Source organism: Mycobacterium sp. 852002-51961_SCH5331710 (genome assembly GCF_001665535.1).
Taxonomy (GTDB): Bacteria; Actinomycetota; Actinomycetes; order Mycobacteriales; family Mycobacteriaceae; genus Mycobacterium.
Genome location: NZ_LZSQ01000037.1, coordinates 24,650 through 44,630, shown reverse-complemented (window position 1 = coordinate 44,630; position 19,981 = coordinate 24,650). Strand labels below are relative to the sequence as shown.

Genomic DNA, 19,981 nt, shown 5'->3' with positions numbered 1-19,981 from the left:
CTCACCGAAAACGAGAATATCGGTTCTCGCGGGTTGTCCCCGGCCATTAGACTCCGGCCATGTCGATGTCCGACCGGGTGGATCGACTCGAGTCCAGCATCGAGATCGCCCAACTGCCCAGCCGCTACGCCATGGCGCTCGATGCGCGAGATCTCGATGCCCTGGTGGCGTTGTTCGTCGACGACGTGCACGCCGGGTCGCACGGCATCGGTAGAGCGGCGCTCAGGCAGTGGTACGACGACGTGTTGCGGAGGTTCTATCGAAGCATCCACTTGATCTGCGGGCATGTATTCGACTTCGCCGATCCTGACCATGCGACGGGCTCGACCTACTGCCGGGCCGAGCATGAGGACGGCGACGGGTGGTATGTCATCACGATGCGCTACGACGACGTCTACGAGCGTCGTAACGGCGCCTGGTACTTCGTCAAGCGACGCGAGCATCCCTGGTACTCCGTCGACGTGACTGAGCGGCCCGGGCCGGAATTCATCCGGTGGCCCACCGATGTACCGCTGCGCGCCCAGATGCCCCACCGGATGCCGACCTGGCGGGCATTCTGGGACAGCGGTGACCCGGCGCTCCCCGAGCGTCTGTCCCGGCGGCCGTAGCGCGCATACAACCCCCAAGATAGTGTGATTCTCAAATCTGAAAATGTCCGTTAACGCTTGTAGGAGGACGACATTTCCGTCGATAACGTGCTCAACGGAGTTCGCGTGCTGGAGGTCGCCGCATGGACATTTGTGCCGTCGGCTGGTGCAGTGCTCGCCGAGTGGGGTGCCGAGGTCATCAAGGTCGAACCGCGTGACGGCGGTGATCCGCAGCGTGGCCTCGTCACCATGGGGATCGTCGATGAGGGTGGTGGTTCGGTCAACTACATGATCGAGATCCCGAATCGCGGCAAGAAATCGATCGGCGTCGATCTGAGCACGCCGGGCGGTCGGGATGTGGTGCACGCACTGGCCAAGACCTGCGATGTGTTTCTGACCAGCTATCTGCCCGATCGCCGCCGGAAGTTCGGCATCGACGTCGACGATATCCGGGCGGTCAATCCGAGCATTGTGTACGTGCGGGGATCCGGCCACGGCCCCAAGGGGCCGGACGCAGACAAGCCGGGCTATGACGGCGTCTCGTACTGGGCGCGCGGCGGGATCGCCACCGCGCTGACGGAGGAGAAGGACGAGCTCGTCCGCTCCCGCCCGGCATTCGGTGACCTCCTCGGCGGCATGACCATCGCAGGCGGTATCGCCGCGGCGCTGTACAAGAAGGCGACGACCGGCGAGGGATCGGTCGTCGACGTGTCGCTGCTCGGACTTGCGGCCTGGAACCTCAGCCCCGACGTCGCGGTGAGCCAAATCCACGGTGGCAGCGCCATTCCCAAGTTCGGTCATGCGGATGCACCGAACCCGCTCGTCGGGACGTACCGCACGAAGGACGGACGCTACGTCCAGTTGATGATGCTGCAACTCGACAAGTTCTACGCCGAAGCGATGCGCGTGATCGGGCTTCCGGAACTGATCGACGATCCGCGATTCGCCGACCCGGCATCACGGTTCGAGAACCGGGTCGCCCTCATCGCCTTGCTCGACGAGGCGTTCGCCAAGCGCACCCTGGCCGAGTGGCGGGAGACGCTGGCACCGCTCTCGGGTGCGTGGGGAATTGTGCAGACCCCGGGTGAACTCTGCGACGACCCCGCCATCACGGCCAACGGATATGTCGCCCATACCCAGACCGTCAACGGTGTGCCGTTCTCGCTGCCCACCAATCCCGTTCAGTTCAACGAGCGGTCGGTCACTCCCGGTGGTGCGCCCGAGCACGGTCAGCACACCGAGGAGATCCTCATGGACGCCGGGATCGAGTGGGACACCATCGAAGAACTCAAGGAATCCGGAGCCATTTTGTGAATGCGCCCTCGCACGAGGTCGATGGACGGCCCGTCGAATTCGACCCGTTCTCGCAAGACTTCTTCGACGGCGCGTACGACACCTACCGCCGCCTGCGCGACGAGGCGCCGGTCTACTACAGCAAAAAGTGGGATTTCTGGGCGCTGACGCGCTACGACGACGTGGCACCCGCCACGAAGGACCACGAGACCTTCTCGTCGGCCAAGGGCGCCACCCTCGACATGGTCAAGGCTCACGACGACGCCATCCCGGTGCCGAAGGTGATCATCTCGATGGATCCGCCGGAGCATCAGAAGATGAGGCGCTTAGTCAGCAACGTCTTCACCCCCCGCGCGATCGCCGCGCTGGAAGACATGGTGCGCGAGAAGGTCTACGAACGGATCGAAGCGCTGAACCCCGAGCAGTTCGACGCAGTCGCCGACTTTTCGGCCCTGTTCCCGAACGAGGTCATCACGACCATGCTCGGCGTGCCGAAGCAGGACCGCGACCAGATCCGACGCTGGCTGGATCTCCTACTCGAACGGCGTCCCGGTGAGATCGCCGTTCCCAGAGAGGGATACGAGGCCTCGATGAACACCGGCCTCTACTACTACGACCTTGTGCAGCAGCGCCGCGCGGCGCCGCAGGACGACATGATCAGCCGTCTCATCGAGACCGAGATCGAACGCGACGGTGTGGTGGAGAAGCTCACCGATGTCGACATCACCGGCTTCGCCACGATGCTGGGAGGTGCCGGCGCCGAAACGGTCACCAAACTGGTGGGAAATGCGATGGTGGCGTTCGCCGACTTCCCCGATCAGTGGCGCAAACTTCGCGATGACCGCAGCAAGATCCCCGCCGCGGTCGAGGAACTACTGCGATACGAAGCGCCGTCGCAGTATCAGGTCCGCACCGCGACGCGCGATGTCACGTACTACGGCACCACGATTCCGAAGGGTGCCGCCGTGTTGCTCGTGACGGGGTCCGCCCTGCGCGACGAGCGGATGTTCGACGACCCCGACCGCCTCGACATCGACCGCGACCGCAGGATGGGCTTCAACCTCGCCTTCGGTTACGGCGTGCACAGTTGCCTCGGGGCGGCATTGGCACGCATGGAAAGCCGTATCGCACTCGATGCGCTGCTCGACTTCATCCCCGAATACGAAGTCGACCGTGACGGTCTCGAGCGCGTGGCGATGTCCAATGTGTGCGGCTACTCAAACGTCCCGGTGCGCCGCAAGGGCTGAACCCTTATCGCTACCGCCGGCGTCGACCGCTGTCGACGAATCCGTTCACGGCGTATGCGCGCACGAATTCGGCCACGGCGTCGTCGTCACGCATGTCGATCACTGCTGACGGAGTCGTGAACAGCGAGAACAACATTCGTGCGAACCACTCACACGCCGACGGCACGTCGAGGTCCGAACGGACCTCGCCGGTCAGCTTGGCAGCGGTCACGTACGGGGTCAAAAAATCGGCGCATTCTTTCAGGAGCGTGGCGGCATTCTTGGTCATCATGAGGCTGACTTCCGCTGCGTCGAAGTACGCCTCGGGTTCGACCACCCGACGCGCCTGCGCGACGAAGACCGCGGCGCGTGTCAACCGCCCCTCCAGCGTGCTGCCCCCGTGGCGGTCGATGGCCTTGGCCATGTTGCGGTAGAACCGTTGCGACGCCGCCTCGGCGCACGCTTCGACGATCGTCTCCTTGTCCCGGAAGTACTCGTAGAAGGTGCTGCGCGACACGTCGGCGGCGCGGGCGATGTCGACGATGGTCGTCTTGGCCAGCCCGCGTGTGCGGAAGCAGGAGAAGGCGGCCGAGATGATGGCATCCCGGGTGTCCAGCTCCACCGACTGGGTCATGTCAGACGCCACCGCACGACATTAACCGCTCAGCGGTCCGGGGCGAGGATGAGGCCGCTGGTCGGGACGCCGGTGCCCGAGGTCACCAGCACATGTTCGACGTCTTCGACCTGGTTGTATGAGGTGCCGCGGACCTGGCGGACGCCTTCGGTGATGCCGTTCATCCCGTGGATGTAAGCCTCGCCCAGCAGTCCGCCGTTGGTGTTGATGGGCATCCGGCCGCCCAGCGAGAGTTCGTCGACGGAGACGAAGTCCTTGGCCTCGCCCCGGCCGCAGAATCCGAGTTCCTCGAGTTGCGTGAACACGAACGGGGTGAAGTGGTCGTAGAGGAAGGCGGTCGAGATGTCGTCGGGCTTCAATCCGGAGTTGCGCCAGAGCTTGTCGCCGACCACGCCCATCTCGGGCAGGCCGGTGATGTCGTCGCGGTAGTAACTGGTCATGACCTCGCCGTCGTATGCGGCGCCCTGGGCCGCGGCCGTGATCACGGCAGGGGGCTTGGCGAGATCACGCGCCCGCTCGACACTGGTCACCACCATGGCCACCCCGCCGTCGCTCTCCTGACAGCAGTCGAGCAGGCGCAACACCGGTTCGATGATCCAGCGTGATTCCTGGTGCTGTTCGAGGGTGATCGGTTTGTCGTAGAACCAGGCGTCGGGATTCTTGGCCGCATGCTTGCGGTCGATGACGGAGATCTTGCCGAAGTCGGCGTTGGTGACGCCGTACGTGCTCATGTAGCGCTGAGCGTGCAGGGCAACCCACGCCGCCGGTGTCATGAATCCGAACGGGGCATACGGGGCCATCCACAGGGGGGTAACGCCGGGCTGGCGTCCGGCGCCGCCGAACCGAAACCCGGAGCGCTCGTTGAAGGCCCGGTAGCAGACGACGGCCTCGGCCGCGCCCGTCGCGACCGCCATCGCGGCCTGCATCACGGTGCCCGCGGCGGCACCGCCGCCGTGCGGTACCCGGGTGAAGAAGGTGAGGTTCTCGATACCGACGTTGCGGGCGACCTCGATCTCTTCGTTCTCGTCGACGGAGAACGTGACCATGCCGTCGATGTCCCTGGGGCTCAGGCCCGCATCTTCGATGGCCGCCTTGACCGCTTCGCAGGCCAGTTGCATCTCGGTCCGCCCGGATTCCTTGGAGAATTCGGTCTGACCGATGCCGACGAGCGCGGCCCTGCCGCCGATGCCGTCCTTGGTCATGCCTCAACGCCCTCGAGCAGGCTCAGCACCGCCGTGCCCTTGACGTGATCGCCCAGGCTGTTGGTGCCCTTGAAGGTGACCTCGATGAGCCCCTCGCCGTCGGCCGAGGACTTGTCGGTGACGCTGCCTTCGAACCGCAGCGGGTCGTTCGGATAGGCGGGCACACCGAGCCGGATGGACAGCTTCTTGACCATGGCCTCGGGTCCCGCCCAGTCGTGTAGAAACTTCACACACAGCCCATTGGTCGTCAGGATGTTGAGGAAGATGTCCTTGGAGCCTTGAGAATTGGCGAAGTCGCGGTCGTGGTGCACCGGCATGTAGTCACGGGACGCGATCGCACCGGCGACGATCAACGTGGTGGTGACGGGAACGTCGAGCGGCGTCACCTGGTCACCGACGTTGACGTCGTTGAACGCGAGCGTGGTGGTGCGTTTCAGGGTCGAGGTCATTGGTTTGGTCCTTCCGCGTATGCGTTGCCGAGCCGGGACAGCTGTTGTGACGCCGATCCGAGCGCGAGTTCAATCTGCTTGGCCCACAGGAAGTAGCGGGACAGGGGGTAGGTGACGTCGATGCCCATGCCGCCGTGTACCTGCTGCGCGGACGCGGTGACCCGCGCTCCTGCCTCGGCGGCCCAGAACTTGGCGATTGCCGCTTCGCGCTCGGCGGGCCTGCCTTCGGCGATCAGCCAGGCCGCATGCCAGGTGGTCCAGCGGATCGCTTCGGTGTCGATGAATGCGTCGGCCAAACGCTGTTGTACGGCCTGAAATGATCCGATGGGGCGGCCGAACTGCTCACGTTCGCTGGTGTAGGACGCGGCCAGCTTCAGCGCACGGTCGGCGACGCCGATCTGCATCGCGCACAACCCCACCAGCGCTCTGCTGTACAGCGCGCGGACGATGTCGGCGTCGGCTCGCTCGGTCAGCCGTGACCCGATGGCATCGGTCAATTCGACGTCGGCGAAGGGCTCACCGTTGGTCGTGGACGCCGGCGTCACATCCACGCCGGTGTCGTCGGTTTCGACGACGAACAAGCCGGGCCCGTCGTCCGTCGTGGCCGATACGACGATGGCCGACGCGATCTGCGCCGCGGGCACCAACTCTTTGGCGCCGGTGAGCCGCCAGCCCTGCCCGTCGGCCCGCGCGGTGGTCCGCGGTGCGGTCGGATCCGAGCTACCCGGTTCGGCCAGCGCCGCGGTCAACAGGGTGCTGCCGTCGACCACGCCGGGCAGCCACCGCCGCTGAAGCTCCGAATCACCGTGCCGGGCAATGGTATCGGCACCGAGGGCGAGCGTCCCGTACACCGGGACCGGCGCAACGCTGTACCCGACCTCGCTGAGCAGCACACCCAATTCGAGGAAACCACCGCCGCTACCCCCGACGGATTCTGGCAGCGCGATTCCGAGCAGGTCGGCCGACGCCAATTCGGCCCACAGTGCGGCGTCATACCGCACCTCGCCGGCTTCGAGCTCGGTCAGATGCTCCGGTGTGGCGCGGTGCTCGAAGAGCTGTCGGGCGACCTTGGCGACGGTCTCCTGCTCCTCGGTGAAGGTGAAATCCATGTGTGGCTTCCTCTAGTTCAGCGCGCCGGCCGAAACTGGTGCAACACCAGCTCTTCCCCGCTTGGCAGTGCCTCGAAGATCTCGTAAAAGACCTCGACGGGCATTCCGACCTCGATCGCCTCGGGTTCGATATCGCAGAGGTTCGACACGATGCGAACACCTTCGTCGAGTTCGATCAGCGCGACGACGTAGGGATATTCGAGAAAGGGAAGGGGCGGGTACTTCGGCATCACAAAGCTGTAGACCGTGCCGCGTCCGCTGGAAACGACGTAGTCCCAGTTGAGTGACTGGCAGCCACCGCACATCGGTCGCGGCGGAACGCGGAAGGTCTTGCAGTCGGTACAGCGCTGGATGCGGAGCTCGTGCTCCTTGAGACCGGACCAGAAGAACTCCGTGTCGGGACTGATCGAAGGGGCGAGTCTGCTGGCCATCAATCACTCCCACCCGTCTTGAACCGCAGGGTGCGAAACCACTGGCGGCCGATGACGTCCCCGTTCTGATCGCGGTAGGTGGTCACCCATGTGACGAAGAACCCGTTGCCCATGGCCGTCTTCTTCTCATCGGAGATCGAGTCGAAGACCGTCTCGGAGGTGATCTCGTCTCCGATTCGCGGGTAGCGCTCGATCTCGAATTCGGAGTTCGTCGCGATGATGCCCGTGTAGCCGGCATCGGCGAGGAACTGCAGAGGATTCTCACCCTTCATCTCGATCGGCACACCGCCGCGGTCGTGGATACCCTCTAGCTTCGGCGGCGGCATCGTCCAGGTCTGCAGCATCACCGGCGGTGACACGATGTCGCCATAGCGGGAGTTCTTCGCGAACTCGGGGTCGAGGTAGGCCGGGTTCATGTCACCCAGGGCATACGCCCAGTGCCGGATCATCGCGGCGTTCACCGGGTCCGGCGCGCGCACCGGCTTGCCGACGCCGTCGGTGGGCTTGCCGATGAGCGCGTCGAGGCGCTCTCGCAGTTCGTCTTTCGCTGTGTCGGTCACTGCTGGATTCCTTTCTCAGGACGCTCGCATGTCGCGGGGTGCACGTGGCATCCCGAGGCCCGCCATGGCGATGATGTCTCGCTGCAGTTCGTTCGCGCCGCCGCCGAAGGTATTGATGACGGCCAGGCGGTAGGCGCTTTCGAGTTCACCCTTCAGAGGCGCGTCGGAGCCCTTCCGGGTGCCGGCCTGACCGACGACGTCGAGGAGCTCGCGGGCCACCTGCTGTGTCAGTTCAGTGCCGAAAACCTTTGCCGCGGAGGCCTCTCCCATACCGAGTGCGCCGGAGCTCATGTTGCTGTTGACCCGCAGGTTCAACAACCGGTAGGCAGCGACCTGTGCCTCGACGCGCGCGAGGGCCTGTTGGACCCACGGCTGGTCGATGACGCGTCCGCCGTCCAGCGGCGTGGTCCTGGCCCACTGGACGGTCTTGGCGAACAACGGCTCGAGTGCGCCGAGGTTGCCGAGCGCGGCACGCTCCAGGTTCAGCTGGTTGGTCACCAGCTTCCAGCCTTGGTTCTCGCCCAGCACGATCGCGCTCTCGGGTACCCGCACGTCGTCGTAGAACGTGTAATAGGTCGACACGCCGGGCATGGTGTGTAGTGGCTTCCACGAGAACCCAGGCGAGTCGGTGGGCACGATGAATACGGTGATGCCCTTGTGTTTCTTGGCTTCTGGATCGGTGCGCGCCGCGAGCCAGATGTAGTCGGCGAACTCCGCGCCGCTGGTGAACATCTTCGAGCCGTTGATGACGAACTCATTGCCGTCGCGCACCGCGGTCGTCCGCAGCGAGGCGAGGTCGCTTCCCGCGCCTGGCTCGGAGTAACCGATCGCGAAGTCAACGGCGCCCTTGAGTATTGCGGGAAGGAACTTCTGCTTCTGTTCCTCGGTGCCGTACTGGATCAGAGTGGGTCCGACGGTGTTGAGCGTGATCATCGGCAGCGGTGCATGCACACGGCGCGCCTCCTCGCTGAAGATGTACTGCTCCAGCGCGGTCAGCCCGCGTCCGCCGTACTCCACGGGCCACGCGACGCCGAGCAGACCGGCCTCGCCGAGGGCGCGCCTGCACTCGGTCATCGCCGCGCCACCCTCCATCAGGCCGGAGACCGCCGCACGCCGCTCGGGGGTCATCACCGCCTCGAGGCGCTCCCGGAACTCCGCGCGGAGTCGCTCCTGTTCGGGGGTGTAGTCGAAGTCCATCACACACTCGCTTTCAGGCGCACCGGCATGCGTTTGACGCCCGGCACCATGGTGGCGCGCAGGCGGGTCACGTCCCCGGTCAGCTCGATGCTCGGATAGGTACCGAAGAGCACCTCGAACATGATCCTGGCCTCGAGCCGTGCCAGTTGAGCGCCCAGACACGCATGTTCACCGGCGCCGAAGGCGATGTGCGGGTTCGGGTTCCGGGTGATGTCGAATTCCTCGCTTGTCGGTCCGAAGATCTCCTCATCGCGGTTGGCCGCGCCGTACAGCATCACCACCGTGTCGCCGGCCTGAATCTTCTGCCCGCGGATCTCGACGTCGGCGGTCGCCCTTCGCGCCATGTGCGTCACCGGACTGGTGAAGCGCAGCATCTCCTCGACAGCGCAGGTCAGCAGCGACGGGTCCGAACGAAGCAGTGCGAACTGATCGGGATGATCCAGCAGCACAGCCGTACCGAGCGCGATGAGGTTGCGGGTGGTCTCGTTTCCGGCCACCAGGAGAAGGAAGGAGAAGTTGAGCAGATCGGCGTCGGTGAGGCGCTCCCCGTCGACTTCGGCGGCGGCCAGGATGCTCAACAGATCGTCTTGTCCGGAGACCTCGCCGGAGCGCCGGGCCTCGATCAGCTTGGTGAAGTATTCGTACAGCTGACCGAGCGCCACCAGGTGATCCAGCTCGATGTCGGGGTCGGCGGTGCCGACGGCGGCATCGGACCAGGTGCGAAATTTCTCCCAGTCTTCCGGTGCGGCGCCGAGCATCTCGGCGATCATCCGGGTGGGTAGGGGAGCCGCGATCTCTTCGGCGAATTCGTACTCGCGGGAGGGGTCGATGCCGTGGACTATGCCGTCGACGATCCGCCGGATCGTGGGCTCCAGCAACGACACCTGACGCCGGGTGAAACCCGCGTTGATGAGCTTTCGCAGCTGCCGGTGCCGCGGCGGATCGGTGAAGATCAGGTTGCCTTCTTGAACAGGCTCGGGCTGGCTGGGGTCGGGAATGGTGATGCCCTGCGTCGACGAGAACAACATCGGGTGGCCGGAGACGAAGCGCACGTCCTCGTACTTGGTCAACGCCCAGAAGTTCGTGACGTCGTTCCACACCACCGGAGTCGTCGCGCGCAGTTCCCGGTAGGCCGGGTATGGATCGCCGGCGTAGAAGTCCGGCGAATGCAGAGGATGGGCGGAGGTCGGTCGGGGCGTGGATTCAGTGGGCACGCAAACTCTCCTCAACACATCAGGCATCGGACAAATCAGGCAGGAATGTCCGGTGAAACTGTGTCTACAGCACGTGAGACGGCCATGTCAATGAACATCGCCGCAGGACAATAGGCTTGAACGTTGACTACGCGCCTACGGCCGGTGTACACACAAGGCGCAGATGTAGGGCATTTCGGGCATCGGCGAGATGACTCGACGGCCCACAGCCGTAACCAGGAAGGTCCAGTGATCTGATGGCCGCATCCACCCTCGTCGACGACTACGACCTCTACATCAACGGCAGTTGGGTGAAGCCGGAAGGCGGCCGATACGACGTCATCGATCCGGCGACCGAGGCCGTGATCGCGTCGGCGCCCGATCCCGGGGTGGCGCAGGTCGAACAGGCGATCGCCGCCGCGCGAACCGCGTTCGACACCGGGCCGTGGGCGATGGCCACACCGCAGGAGCGGTCCCGGTGCCTGCAGCAGTTGAGCGATGCGTTGCTCGCCCACGGCGACGAGATCTACGCGCTCGCGCAGTCCGAGTGGGGTTGCACAGCAAACGAACGGCTGATCCACGTCGACGGTCCCGCATTCATGGCTGGGCACTCCGCCGAGCTCGCGCTCGAGCCGGCCGAGGCGCCGATGGACGCATGGGGGGCGGCGGGCACCACGCTGTTGCGGTACGAACCTCTCGGCGTGGTGGCGATCATGACGCCGTGGAACTTCCCCCACACCCTCAACGTGATGAAAGTGGGTGCGGCGCTGGCCGCGGGAAACACCGTCGTGCTGAAACCGTCGCCACTGACCCCGCTCGCCGGACTGGCCCTGGCACGGATCATCGACAGCGAGACCGACATCCCACCCGGAGTCGTCAACGTCATCACTCCTACCGGCATCGATGCGAGCAAGGCGCTGACCCTGGACCCGCGGGTGGACATGGTGAGCTTCACCGGCAGCTCTGCGGTCGGCCGCGACGTGATGGCGGGCGCGGCTAGGACGATGAAACGGATCCTGCTCGAATGTGGCGGCAAGTCGGCGTCGGTTCTGCTCGACGATGTCGAGGTCACCGACGAGCTGCTGGAACGGCTGTTGTTCGAGGGGTGCACGCTGCATGCGGGGCAGGCGTGCATCCTCAACAGCCGACTCGTGGTGCCCTCCGCACTGCACGACGAGGTCGTCACCCGGCTCGCCGACCTGGCGCGCGCCGTGACGGTCGGCAATCCCGCCGACGACGGGGTGGACATGGGGCCCCTGATCAGCAGGGAGCACCTCGAGCGGGTGGAGGGCTTCGTCCGACGGGCCGAGTCCGATGGCGCGAAGGTGGTGGCGGGTGGCGGTCGTCCCGAAAACCACTCGGGTGGGTTCTATTTCGAGCCGACGATACTGACCGACACCGGCCCCGATTCGTACATCGCGCAGGAGGAGGTGTTCGGGCCGGTGTTGACCGTCCTGCGCTATGACGGCGACGACGAGGCGGTGGCCGTGGCGAACAACTCGGCGTACGGGCTCGGCGGTGCGATATGGGGCGTCGATGTCGAACGCGCCGTCGGCATCGCACGACGCATCAGGACGGGCCAGGTCTCGATCAACGGCACCATCCCCGGCGACGCGCCCTTCGGGGGTTTCAAGCAGAGCGGGATCGGGCGTGAGGGCGGCGTGATGGGCCTGCGCGCATATATGGAGCCCAAGGCAATCGGGGTTCCGGCGTGAGCCCCGAAGGCGACGACGCGCGAGCATCGCAGCGAGTACCGCAGGAACGAGGAACGCAGCGAGGAGCGCAGCGGGGAGGAGTCGAGGCGTGAGCGACGCTTGCGAGCGAACCATCGATCCGGGCGAAGCCCTGGCCGGACTGCGGGTCGTCGAACTGGGCGGCGACATCGCGGCACCGTACTGCACAAAACTTCTCGTCGATCTCGGCGCTGAGGTGTGCAAGATCGAGCCGCCGACGGGTGATCCGCTGCGCGCGTGGGGGCCGTTTCGCGGGGGCTCGCAGGAGCACGGCGGGTTGTTCGAGTACCTCAACGCCGGAAAGCGCGGTCTGACACTGGATTTGCGCACCGCAGCCGGCATTGAACAAGCTCACGAACTGATCTCCGGGGCCGACCTACTGGTCGAGGATCTGCCCGCCGGATCGGCCGAGCGATTCGACTGGGGCCTCGATCGCGATTCACTGCAACAGATCAACAGCGACCTTGTCGTCGTGAGGGTCTCGGACTACGGGCAGGAGGGGCCCCGGCGCGGCCAGCCGTCGACGTCACTGACGCTGCAAGCGGCGTCGGGCTGGGTGAACCTGAGGGAGTTCGGCCGACCGCCTGTGCAGGCCGGAGCGCGCATACCGGAGTACATCGCGGGAGGCTACGCGGCGCTCGCGGCGCTGACCGCCCTGCGCATCGGGGACGCCGAACCGGGTCGGCTCGTGGAGGCCGACGTCTCGGCGTTCGAGTCGTTGTTGTGCACGCTGCCCTACCCGATGCTGATGGCCGAGCGGCTGAAAAGTATGGGTCTGCCGACGAATTCGAAGGCCGCACCGATGCTGGGCATCGTCCGCGCGGCCGACGGCTGGATCGGTATCAACTGTCTGACCGGGCAGCACTGGCTCGACGTCTGCGCGATGATGGGGCTCCCCGAATTCGGCGAACACCAGCTCGCGATCATGTTGGGCGGGCCCGAACGCGATGAGTTCTTCGCGAAGGCGCAGCCCTGGCTGGACTCGATCTCGGTCGGCGACCTCGTCGAGCTGAGTCAGGCCATGCGGATTCCGGCCGCCCCCATCAACGACGGGTCGTCGATCGAGGACTGCCCGCAGTACCGCGACCGCGGCTTCTTCGTCGACGGCGGGCCCGAGGATGCGCGGTTTCGACGGCCGGGGGCACCGTTCCGGTTGTCGAGGACGCCAGTGGGTGCGCCGCGGCCCGCCCCGACTTTGAGGACGACGGGAGTCACCCGGTGGGAGGCGCCCGAGCAGCGCAAGGCCGGAGCTGAAAGCGATGCATCGCAACCGTTCGCGGGACTGAAGGTCTTCGACCTCAGCACGTTCTGGGCCGGTGCGTATCTCACCTGCTATCTCGGCGCTTTCGGTGCCGACGTCGTCAAGGTTGAGTCGATTCAGCGCCCTGACGGGCACCGGTACTCGGGTTCGCTATTGCGCAACAGCGACGACTGGTACGAGATCGGGCCGTTGTGGCAGGGCACGAACCTCAACAAGCGCGACATCACCCTTGACCTCGGTACCGAGGCCGGCCGGGAGTTGGCATTGCGACTCGCCGCCGATGCCGACGTGGTGGTCGAGAACTTCTCGCCACGAGTGGTCGAACAGTTCGGGTTGGACTACGACTCACTGGCCCAGATCAATCCGGGTGTGGTCATGGTTCGCATGCCCGGGTTCGGCCTCGAGGGCCCGTGGCGGGACTACGTCGGATGGGCCCTGAATATCGAACAGTTGGCCGGGATGTCCGCGGTGACCGGCTACGCCGACGGCCCCCCGTGCAACCTGCAGGGTCCGGCCGACCCGATCGCAGGCGTTCACGCCACGGTGGCGCTCCTCGCAGCGCTCGAACACCGGCGCCGAACCGGTGAGGGCCAGCTGATCGAGGTGGCGCAGATCGAGGTCGGGGCGGCGGTGACGGCCGAACCCGTCATCGAGTATTCGTTGACGGGACGTGTGCGCGAGCGCGAGGGCAATCGGCACCGCCGATACGCACAGGGCGTCTATCCCGCTGCCGGAGAGGATGATTGGGTGGCATTGTCGGTGCGCGACGACGCCGATTGGGCCGTAGTGACCGACGCGATCGGTCGCCCCGAATTGCGTGACGATCCGAGGTTCGCGTCGGTGGAGGCGCGGTTACAGCATTACGACGAGTTCGACGAGGTGATCGCGGAGTGCGCGGCCACGCGGAAGGCCGACGAACTCGCAGAAGCGTTGCTTCAACGCGGTGTGCCGGCGCAGCGGCTGATGACCGCCGACCGGATGTACGAAGTCGACCAACTCGATGCACGCGGGTTCTACGAAGACCTGGACCATCGGATCGCCGGTCGGCAGCGGTACCCCGGGTGGCCGTTCCGGATCACGCCGGGACCGTCGCGCCACCACCGAACCCCCTCACCGACTCTCGGTCAACACAACGACGAGGTGCTCGGCGCGCTGGGGCTGACCGGGGAGGAGATCGCCGCTCTTCGCGAACGACGCGTCATCGGCGAACGCCTGCTGGAGTGATGCTTTCAGTCGACCATCGCAGCGATGGTGTCGACGACGCAGGCCGGCCGTTCGGATCCTTCGACCTCGACGGTGACCCGCACCGTGGCCCTGGCGCCGTTGTTGGTGCGGTCCACCTTGATCAGTTCTGCGCCCGCGCGGATGCGGGAGTCGACGGGCACGGGTGCCGGAAACCGTAGTTTGTCGACACCGTAATTCACCTGCATCGACAACCCGGTCACCTTGTAGATCTGTTGGACGAGGATGGGCACCAACGACAGTGTGAGATAGCCGTGGGCAATGGTCTTGCCGTAGGGCCCTTTCGCCGCCTTCTCGGCGTCCACGTGGATCCACTGGTGGTCACCCGTGGCCTCGGCGAACAGGTCGATCTCTTTCTGGGTGACCTCGCGCCAATCGCTGTACCCCAGATGTTCGCCCACGTGCTCCTCGAACGCGGCGATCCCGTCGTATTCCGTCGGCGACGCGGTCGTCTGGTTCACGCCGGGACCTTTTGCAGGCCCAGTTGCTCGATGGCGTTGCCGCCCATGATCTTCGCTTTCGTCGTCTCCGACAACCCATCCAGTCGGTCGACGAAACTGAGCGGGTCGCCGATGCCCTCGGGGTGAGGGAAGTCGGAGCCGAACATCACGTGATCCTCACCCATGATCTCGACGATCCCCTTGATGTCGTCCTCGAGGAACGGGTGGATGTAGACATTGCGCTTGAACACCTCGACGGGATGCTCGTCGAACTCCTTGGGCATCGTCCGATAGGCCTTGTCCAACAGGCGCAGAAGGTTTCGCACCCAGCCGCTGCCGTTCTCTACCACGAGGACCTTCAGGTCGGGGAAGCGCGAGAGCGCACCGTGGCAGATCAGCGCGGCCAGGGTGTCCTCCATCGCCCGGAAGCCCATCACCACCTCGCGCAGTGCGCTGGGCTTAAAGGAGAGGTACTCGTCGCCGCCCTCCCATTCCATGAGGTGCTTCTGGTAGCCGCTGTCTGCCGCGTGGAATGTCACGGGAATGCCGGCGTCGACGACCTCCTGCCAGAACGGGTCGTACTCCGGCAGGCCCATCGAGCGCGATCCCCCGAATCGGCTCGGCACCGGGGCAGGTCGCACGAGGAAGGTCTTCATCCCGCGCTCGAGGCACCAGCGGAATTCCTTGATGGCCTCGTCGACCAGCGGCAGGCAGATCACCGGCGTGGCGAAGATTCGGTCTTTGTAGTTGAAGGTCCAGTGTTCGTGCATCCACTCGTTGAGCGCGTGGATGATCGCATGGGTCAGGACGACGTCGTCGGTGGTGCGTTCCTCGATGAGGCTGGCGAGCGTGGGGTACATGACGCACTGGTCGATGCCGAGTTCGTCCATCAGTTCCAGCCGTGGTGCGGGCGCCTGGAAGGCCGGGATCACTTCCATTGGCTCACCGACGAACTCGCGGAAATTCAGCCCCTCGGGATTGTTGCCCAGAAAGTAGTCCTCCGCGCTACCCGGGCGAGCGACGCGTTCGAACGTGGGGTTGGGGATCATGTGGCTGATGTGGTCCTTGACGACAAGCTTCGGTCTGCCGTTGACCTCGACGTAGCCGACCTTGCCGCGGTGCTGCTTCGGCAGATACTTGGTGAGCGCGTCTGTCGTCTCGTACATGTGGTTGTCGATGTCGAAGACCGGATACGGCAGGGACCGGGGTGACATGTGGTCGACCTCCTAAGAGCAGCGGATATGAGCATTTACGGCTGGTGAGAACGACGTTATCACCATGCGTTGGCGACATCCATATGGGCTCAGGTGCCGATTTCCTTCCAGGCTTGGACGACGTCGTCCGTCGTCGTAACCGTCGCGAGCAGCGCCAATGAGTTGTCGATGACCGCCTCCGCGTACTCCCGCGGATACCCGCTCACCGCGTCGCGTGGCAGAACGAACTGGTAACTCCGATTGACGGCATCCATGACGAAGTTCGGTATCGCGATGTTGACCGAAACGCCGACACCCACAATGGTTTTGATGTTGAGGTTCCGAAGGACGGAGTCGAGATCCGTGCCGGCCATGGGCCCGACGCCATGCAGGCGGGTGAGGACGATGTCGCTAGGGGCCTGATTCAGTTCCGGCAACACGGAGGCGCCCGGACTTCCGGGCGTCAGGTCTGCGGCGAAGGACTTACCCGCCATGAACAGCCTGGCGTTGGTGTTCGAACCGCGGTTGTCGGGGCGCTTCTGGATCAGGCAGTGCACCACTGTCACCCCTGCCGCGCGGGCCGCATCGAGCAGTCGCGCGATGTTCGGGATCGCCTCGCGGCGCGCTTCTTCTGCGAGCATCGGTAGACCGGCTTGCGGGCCGATCACTCCACCCTGGCACTCCTGGGTGACCAGCGCGGTCGTGGTGGGATTGAGGAGGTCTTGCAGGCGTGGTTGGGGCATGAGAACACACGTTATCGTGCAGCGGCAACTTGTGTTTACGTCACCGACGAGATGGATGGCCTTATGCGATGAACTCCTTGGCGAACGCCCGCGCTTGATCGATCACCTCGGCGCGGTCGGCGCCTTGAGGGGCGATGGTCAACCACGTCACACCCATGGCTTCGAGCCTCGCGATGGTGGCGTGGCGTTCGTCGGCGGACTTGCTGTCGTCGAGCAGGTTCCCCGCCGAGAAACAGATGTCCAGCGGCTCGGTTCGACCCACTTCAGCAGCGTATTTCTTGGCCCACACGATCGCGGCCTCGAGGTCCTCGAGGGAGGAGATCTCCGCGGTTCGTGACGCCGTCGCGTAGCCGAAGGTGTTGAACGGCGCCCACCCCTGGGCGCGCGACACCGCGCGACGCACAGCGGGCTTGCTGTTGCCCCCCACCCAGATGGGCGGGGCCGCAGGCACCGGTCGCAGACGCACCCCGCGCGCGGCGAACGACGACCCTTCGTAGGCGACGTCATCTCCGGTCATCACCCGGCTCAGGACGTCGAGCGCCTCGTCCAGCAGCGCACCCCGAGCGTCGAAATCGATTCCGAGCGCCTTGAACTCCGGTTTCAGATAGCCGGCGGCCGTGCCGAGGATGAGGCGGCCGCCGGACAGGACGGCGAGGCTCTGAATCGACTTTGCGCCCAGGAAGGGGTTGCGATATGCGGCGATGTAGACATTGGTCAGCAGCTTCACGTCGGTGGTGGCCGCTGCGGCGAACGAAAGCGCGACGAACGGGTCAAGGGCGTGGTGGCCGCCGTGGTCGAGCCACTTGGCATCGGGTGCCGGGTGGTCGGTGACGTGTACAGCGGCGAATCCGCTGGACTCGGCGCCGCGCGCTATCTCGGCGATCGCTTCGGCATTGACGAATTCCGATGCCTCCTCCACCCGCTGAGTGGGGATTTCGAGCGAATATGAAACGGTCACGGTTGTCCTTCCGGCTGGTGGCTTGATGATGTGACGAGGTCTGCCAGGCGTTGTGCGTGGTAGTCGGGGGTGCCGAAGATCAGTTGGGTGGCTTTCGCGCGACGGACGTAGAGGTGTGCGTCGTGCTCCCAGGTGAACCCGATGCCGCCGTGGATCCGCATGTTGTCCAGCGCCGCCTGAAGAAACGCCTCCGAACAGGACATCTTGGCCACCGAAGCCGCCACCGCCCGGTCCTCACCGTCGGGCAGTCCGGCGGCGTGCCGCACGGCCGATCGCGCCCCCTCGACCTGCACGAGCATGTCCGCGCAGCGATGTTTGACGGCCTGGAAGCTGCCGATGGCACGGCCGAATTGGATGCGTTCTTTCGCGTAGCCCACGGCCATGTCCAGGCATCTCTGCGCCCCTCCGAGCTGTTCGGCGGCGAGCGCGATGACCGCGACTCGGTGTGCGCGCTCGAGGGCGGGCGCGGCGGTGCCGTCGGTCCCGATGAGCCGCGCGGGGACGGCTTCGAAGTCCAGCTTCGCGATCTTGCGCGTCCGGTCGAGCGTCGTCAACGGTTCGCGGCTCAGGCCGTCGGCGTCTCCCTCCACCGCGAAAAGCGATGTACCTGCGGCTGTATTCGCCGCTACCAGAATGGTATTGGCCGTATGGCCGTCGACGACGAGTGCGGCGTTCCCGTGGAGCCGATAAGAGGGACCGTCGCTGTGCGCCGACAGCGTCACGGCGTCGGGGTCCCACGGATCGAGGCTCCCGTTGAAGATCACGGTGGCGGTCCTCGACCCGTCGACGAGCACGGGTAGGTAGTCCCGCATCGCGGCCGTGTCACCGCTGGCGAGCAGCGTGGGGATCGCGAGCGCCACGGTGGAGAAGAACGGGGCGCATACCAGGGCCGCGCCCATCTCTTCGAAGACGACCGTGAGTTCGGGCACGCCCGCGCCCGCACCCCCGAACTCCTCGGGCACGGCGATCGCGGCCAGGCCGAGGTCGGCGGTCAACTCGTGCCAAACCCGCTCGTCATAGCCGGGCACAGAATCCATCGCGGTTCGCACGGCGCTGCTCGGCGACCTAGCAGTGAGGAAATCGCGGACTGCTTGGCGCAGGTCGCGGTGATCCTCCGCCTCAGCGGTGGACATACCGACCTCCCACTGCGACGACGGCGAATACCGTTGCTGCAGTCATGTTTTCCTTCCGCACTGGCGCGGTGACCATCGCCGCGGCGATGGGTCCGACGGAGGCGGTACTCGTTCGAGACAACCCCGGATAGGCATTACCGATCGAAGATAGTATCTTTTCCTGAAAGAGAGAATAAGCATTCTCGCACGAAGGAGCGGCGCGGTGACGACCATTGATTACGGCATTTTCGACTGCGACACGCACTGCTATGAGACGCGCGACGCCTTCACCCGGTACCTACCCGAGGAGTTCAAGGACCGGGCGATCACAACGGTGCGGGGCGCTGACGGTGTGGAGGTGATTCTCGCCGGTCACCGCGTCGCGACGTTCAACAGCGAAGGCGGCCTCGGCCTCGACGTGGCGTATCGCCCCGGTTCGCTCAAGGAGATGCTGCGCCAGATGGGTTCGGGCAACCCCGAGGAGTCCTACGAGCCACAGCCCATGCAGCCGGAATACATCGAACGGTCCGCGCGGCTCGCGGTGATGGCCAAGCAGAACGTCGAGCGGATGGTGATCTATCCGAGTGGAATGGCCCTGGCCGCCGAACACTACGTCGACGACACGGCGGCGCTGTACGCGAATCTGCGGTCGTTCAACCGCTGGATCGACGACGAGTGGGGCTTCGATTTCGAGGGCCGCATCTACGCGACCGCGCTGTTGTCCCTGCGCGACCTCGATTCGGCGATCGCCGAGACCGAGGCGATCATCGCGGAGGGTGCGAAGTTCGTGATGCTGCCGACCGGGCCCGCCTATGGGCGCTCGCCGGGCGATCCGTACTTCGACCCGGTGTACGCCCGGCTGCAGGAGGCCGGCTGCGTCCTCGTGTACCACATCATGCCGTTCTGGTACTTCAACGCAATCTCGCCTGCCTGGGGGCACAACCCCGACCCGGCGTCCTGGCACATGTCGGCATGGCAGTGGATGAACATTTACGGTCAGCGGCCGATCGAGGACACGCTCTCGGCGTTGATCTTCGACAACCTGTTCGGCCGCTTCCCGAAACTCAACGTGTTGGTCGCCGAGCACGGCGCCGAGTGGGTGCCGTTCTTCCTCAAGCACATGGACAAGAGCCGCGGCATGGGCCGCAACGGCCCGTGGATCGGAGGCAAGCTGACCGAGCGGCCGTCGAACATCTTCCGGCAACACGTCCGCGTTGTGCCGTACCCCGAGGACGACATCCCGGGCATCGTCACCAGCCTGGGTTACGACGACGTGCTGGTGATGGGCTCGGACTTCCCGCACGCCGAGGGGCTGGCCGAACCGGCGGACTTTCTCAAACTCCTCGACCCGCTCGACGACGCGGCGAAGCGACGCATCATGCGCGACAACGCCGATCAGCTGCTGCTGCGGAGCTGAC

At 65.3% G+C, this 19,981-nt stretch carries 19 protein-coding genes; 6 read left to right on the top strand and 13 right to left on the bottom strand.

The features are described 5' to 3' along the window. Nucleotides 1–77: 77 nt before the first annotated feature. The 3 genes from A5752_RS05895 (at nucleotide 78) to A5752_RS05885 (ending at nucleotide 3,127) form a co-directional block, all read left to right on the top strand. Nucleotides 78–608, top strand: a complete 531-nt coding sequence (locus A5752_RS05895) for a nuclear transport factor 2 family protein (RefSeq protein WP_067083390.1) — start codon at nucleotides 78–80, stop codon at nucleotides 606–608. 72 nt (nucleotides 609–680) lie between these two features. Next, the gene (locus A5752_RS05890) at nucleotides 681–1,901 is read left to right on the top strand and encodes a CaiB/BaiF CoA transferase family protein (protein ID WP_067083269.1); all 1,221 of its coding nucleotides are present in this window, start codon (nucleotides 681–683) and stop codon (nucleotides 1,899–1,901) included. Next, nucleotides 1,898–3,127: a cytochrome P450 gene (locus A5752_RS05885; protein WP_067083267.1), complete on the top strand. Its 1,230-nt coding sequence runs from the start codon at nucleotides 1,898–1,900 to the stop codon at nucleotides 3,125–3,127. Before A5752_RS05890 ends, A5752_RS05885 begins: the two co-directional genes overlap by 4 nt. A 10-nt stretch (nucleotides 3,128–3,137) precedes the next feature. Here the strand turns inward: A5752_RS05885 and A5752_RS05880 are convergent, their stop codons facing one another. Genes A5752_RS05880 through A5752_RS05845 form a run of 8 tightly spaced genes read right to left on the bottom strand, consistent with a single transcriptional unit; the run spans nucleotide 3,138 to nucleotide 9,860 of the window. Beyond that, a complete protein-coding gene (locus A5752_RS05880) occupies nucleotides 3,138–3,740 on the bottom strand; it encodes a TetR/AcrR family transcriptional regulator (protein WP_067083265.1) in 603 nt (200 codons plus the stop codon). Between the two features lie 29 nt (nucleotides 3,741–3,769). Then, on the bottom strand, nucleotides 3,770–4,942 hold the full coding sequence (locus A5752_RS05875) for a lipid-transfer protein (protein ID WP_067083264.1): 1,173 nt from the start codon (nucleotides 4,940–4,942) through the stop codon (nucleotides 3,770–3,772). Continuing rightward, nucleotides 4,939–5,391 carry a MaoC family dehydratase gene (locus A5752_RS05870; protein WP_067083262.1) on the bottom strand — a complete coding sequence of 151 codons (453 nt, stop codon included), beginning with the start codon at nucleotides 5,389–5,391 and terminating at the stop codon, nucleotides 4,939–4,941. Before A5752_RS05870 ends, A5752_RS05875 begins: the two co-directional genes overlap by 4 nt. Continuing rightward, complete coding sequence (locus A5752_RS05865; RefSeq protein ID WP_067083260.1) at nucleotides 5,388–6,500, bottom strand: acyl-CoA dehydrogenase family protein; 1,113 nt, start codon at nucleotides 6,498–6,500, stop codon at nucleotides 5,388–5,390. The genes A5752_RS05870 and A5752_RS05865 overlap by 4 nt, the downstream gene beginning before the upstream one ends. Before the next feature lie 17 nt (nucleotides 6,501–6,517). Next, nucleotides 6,518–6,931: a Zn-ribbon domain-containing OB-fold protein gene (locus A5752_RS05860; protein ID WP_067083259.1), complete on the bottom strand. Its 414-nt coding sequence runs from the start codon at nucleotides 6,929–6,931 to the stop codon at nucleotides 6,518–6,520. After that, the gene (locus A5752_RS05855) at nucleotides 6,931–7,491 is read right to left on the bottom strand and encodes an FAS1-like dehydratase domain-containing protein (RefSeq protein ID WP_067083257.1); all 561 of its coding nucleotides are present in this window, start codon (nucleotides 7,489–7,491) and stop codon (nucleotides 6,931–6,933) included. Before A5752_RS05855 ends, A5752_RS05860 begins: the two co-directional genes overlap by 1 nt. A 15-nt stretch (nucleotides 7,492–7,506) precedes the next feature. Continuing rightward, nucleotides 7,507–8,688, bottom strand: coding sequence for an acyl-CoA dehydrogenase family protein (locus A5752_RS05850; protein ID WP_067083255.1), 1,182 nt, complete (start codon nucleotides 8,686–8,688; stop codon nucleotides 7,507–7,509). Then, nucleotides 8,688–9,860 (bottom strand): cytochrome P450, encoded by a 1,173-nt coding sequence (locus A5752_RS05845; RefSeq protein WP_067083389.1) that lies wholly within the window; start codon nucleotides 9,858–9,860, stop codon nucleotides 8,688–8,690. Before A5752_RS05845 ends, A5752_RS05850 begins: the two co-directional genes overlap by 1 nt. A 278-nt stretch (nucleotides 9,861–10,138) precedes the next feature. Here A5752_RS05845 and A5752_RS05840 point away from each other — a divergent pair, with 278 nt between their 5' ends. After that, nucleotides 10,139–11,596 (top strand): aldehyde dehydrogenase family protein, encoded by a 1,458-nt coding sequence (locus A5752_RS05840; RefSeq protein ID WP_067083253.1) that lies wholly within the window; start codon nucleotides 10,139–10,141, stop codon nucleotides 11,594–11,596. 139 nt (nucleotides 11,597–11,735) lie between these two features. Then, nucleotides 11,736–14,099, top strand: a complete 2,364-nt coding sequence (locus A5752_RS05835) for a CaiB/BaiF CoA transferase family protein (protein ID WP_067083387.1) — start codon at nucleotides 11,736–11,738, stop codon at nucleotides 14,097–14,099. A 5-nt stretch (nucleotides 14,100–14,104) separates the two neighbouring features. On the opposite strand, the gene A5752_RS05830 is transcribed toward A5752_RS05835, so the two are convergent. The 5 genes from A5752_RS05830 to A5752_RS05810 form a co-directional block, all read right to left on the bottom strand. Then, entirely contained in the window at nucleotides 14,105–14,578 is a 474-nt protein-coding gene (locus A5752_RS05830) for a MaoC family dehydratase (protein WP_067083251.1), read from the bottom strand. After that, complete coding sequence (locus tag A5752_RS05825) at nucleotides 14,575–15,771, bottom strand: amidohydrolase family protein (protein WP_067083249.1); 1,197 nt, start codon at nucleotides 15,769–15,771, stop codon at nucleotides 14,575–14,577. The genes A5752_RS05830 and A5752_RS05825 overlap by 4 nt, the downstream gene beginning before the upstream one ends. Nucleotides 15,772–15,860: 89 nt before the next feature. Next, on the bottom strand, nucleotides 15,861–16,493 hold the full coding sequence (locus A5752_RS05820) for a cysteine hydrolase family protein (RefSeq protein WP_067083247.1): 633 nt from the start codon (nucleotides 16,491–16,493) through the stop codon (nucleotides 15,861–15,863). A 61-nt stretch (nucleotides 16,494–16,554) separates the two neighbouring features. Beyond that, complete coding sequence (locus A5752_RS05815) at nucleotides 16,555–17,451, bottom strand: TIGR03619 family F420-dependent LLM class oxidoreductase (RefSeq protein ID WP_067083245.1); 897 nt, start codon at nucleotides 17,449–17,451, stop codon at nucleotides 16,555–16,557. Continuing rightward, the gene (locus A5752_RS05810; protein WP_067083243.1) at nucleotides 17,448–18,584 is read right to left on the bottom strand and encodes an acyl-CoA dehydrogenase family protein; all 1,137 of its coding nucleotides are present in this window, start codon (nucleotides 18,582–18,584) and stop codon (nucleotides 17,448–17,450) included. The genes A5752_RS05815 and A5752_RS05810 overlap by 4 nt, the downstream gene beginning before the upstream one ends. A 202-nt stretch (nucleotides 18,585–18,786) precedes the next feature. Here A5752_RS05810 and A5752_RS05805 point away from each other — a divergent pair, with 202 nt between their 5' ends. After that, on the top strand, nucleotides 18,787–19,980 hold the full coding sequence (locus A5752_RS05805) for an amidohydrolase family protein (RefSeq protein ID WP_067083241.1): 1,194 nt from the start codon (nucleotides 18,787–18,789) through the stop codon (nucleotides 19,978–19,980). The last annotated feature ends 1 nt before the right edge of the window (nucleotide 19,981 follow it).

Bases quoted from the DNA above. Each gene is read 5' to 3' on its own strand.
- A5752_RS05880 (WP_067083265.1), bottom strand. From the start codon at position 3,740: ATGACCCAGTCGGTGGAGCTGGACACCCGGGATGCCATCATCTCGGCC.
- A5752_RS05875 (WP_067083264.1), bottom strand. From the start codon at position 4,942: ATGACCAAGGACGGCATCGGCGGCAGGGCCGCGCTCGTCGGCATCGGT.
- A5752_RS05870 (WP_067083262.1), bottom strand. From the start codon at position 5,391: ATGACCTCGACCCTGAAACGCACCACCACGCTCGCGTTCAACGACGTC.
- A5752_RS05865 (WP_067083260.1), bottom strand. From the start codon at position 6,500: ATGGATTTCACCTTCACCGAGGAGCAGGAGACCGTCGCCAAGGTCGCC.
- A5752_RS05860 (WP_067083259.1), bottom strand. From the start codon at position 6,931: ATGGCCAGCAGACTCGCCCCTTCGATCAGTCCCGACACGGAGTTCTTC.
- A5752_RS05850 (WP_067083255.1), bottom strand. From the start codon at position 8,688: ATGGACTTCGACTACACCCCCGAACAGGAGCGACTCCGCGCGGAGTTC.
- A5752_RS05840 (WP_067083253.1), top strand. From the start codon at position 10,139: ATGGCCGCATCCACCCTCGTCGACGACTACGACCTCTACATCAACGGC.
- A5752_RS05825 (WP_067083249.1), bottom strand. From the start codon at position 15,771: ATGTCACCCCGGTCCCTGCCGTATCCGGTCTTCGACATCGACAACCAC.
- A5752_RS05820 (WP_067083247.1), bottom strand. From the start codon at position 16,493: ATGCCCCAACCACGCCTGCAAGACCTCCTCAATCCCACCACGACCGCG.
- A5752_RS05810 (WP_067083243.1), bottom strand. From the start codon at position 18,584: ATGTCCACCGCTGAGGCGGAGGATCACCGCGACCTGCGCCAAGCAGTC.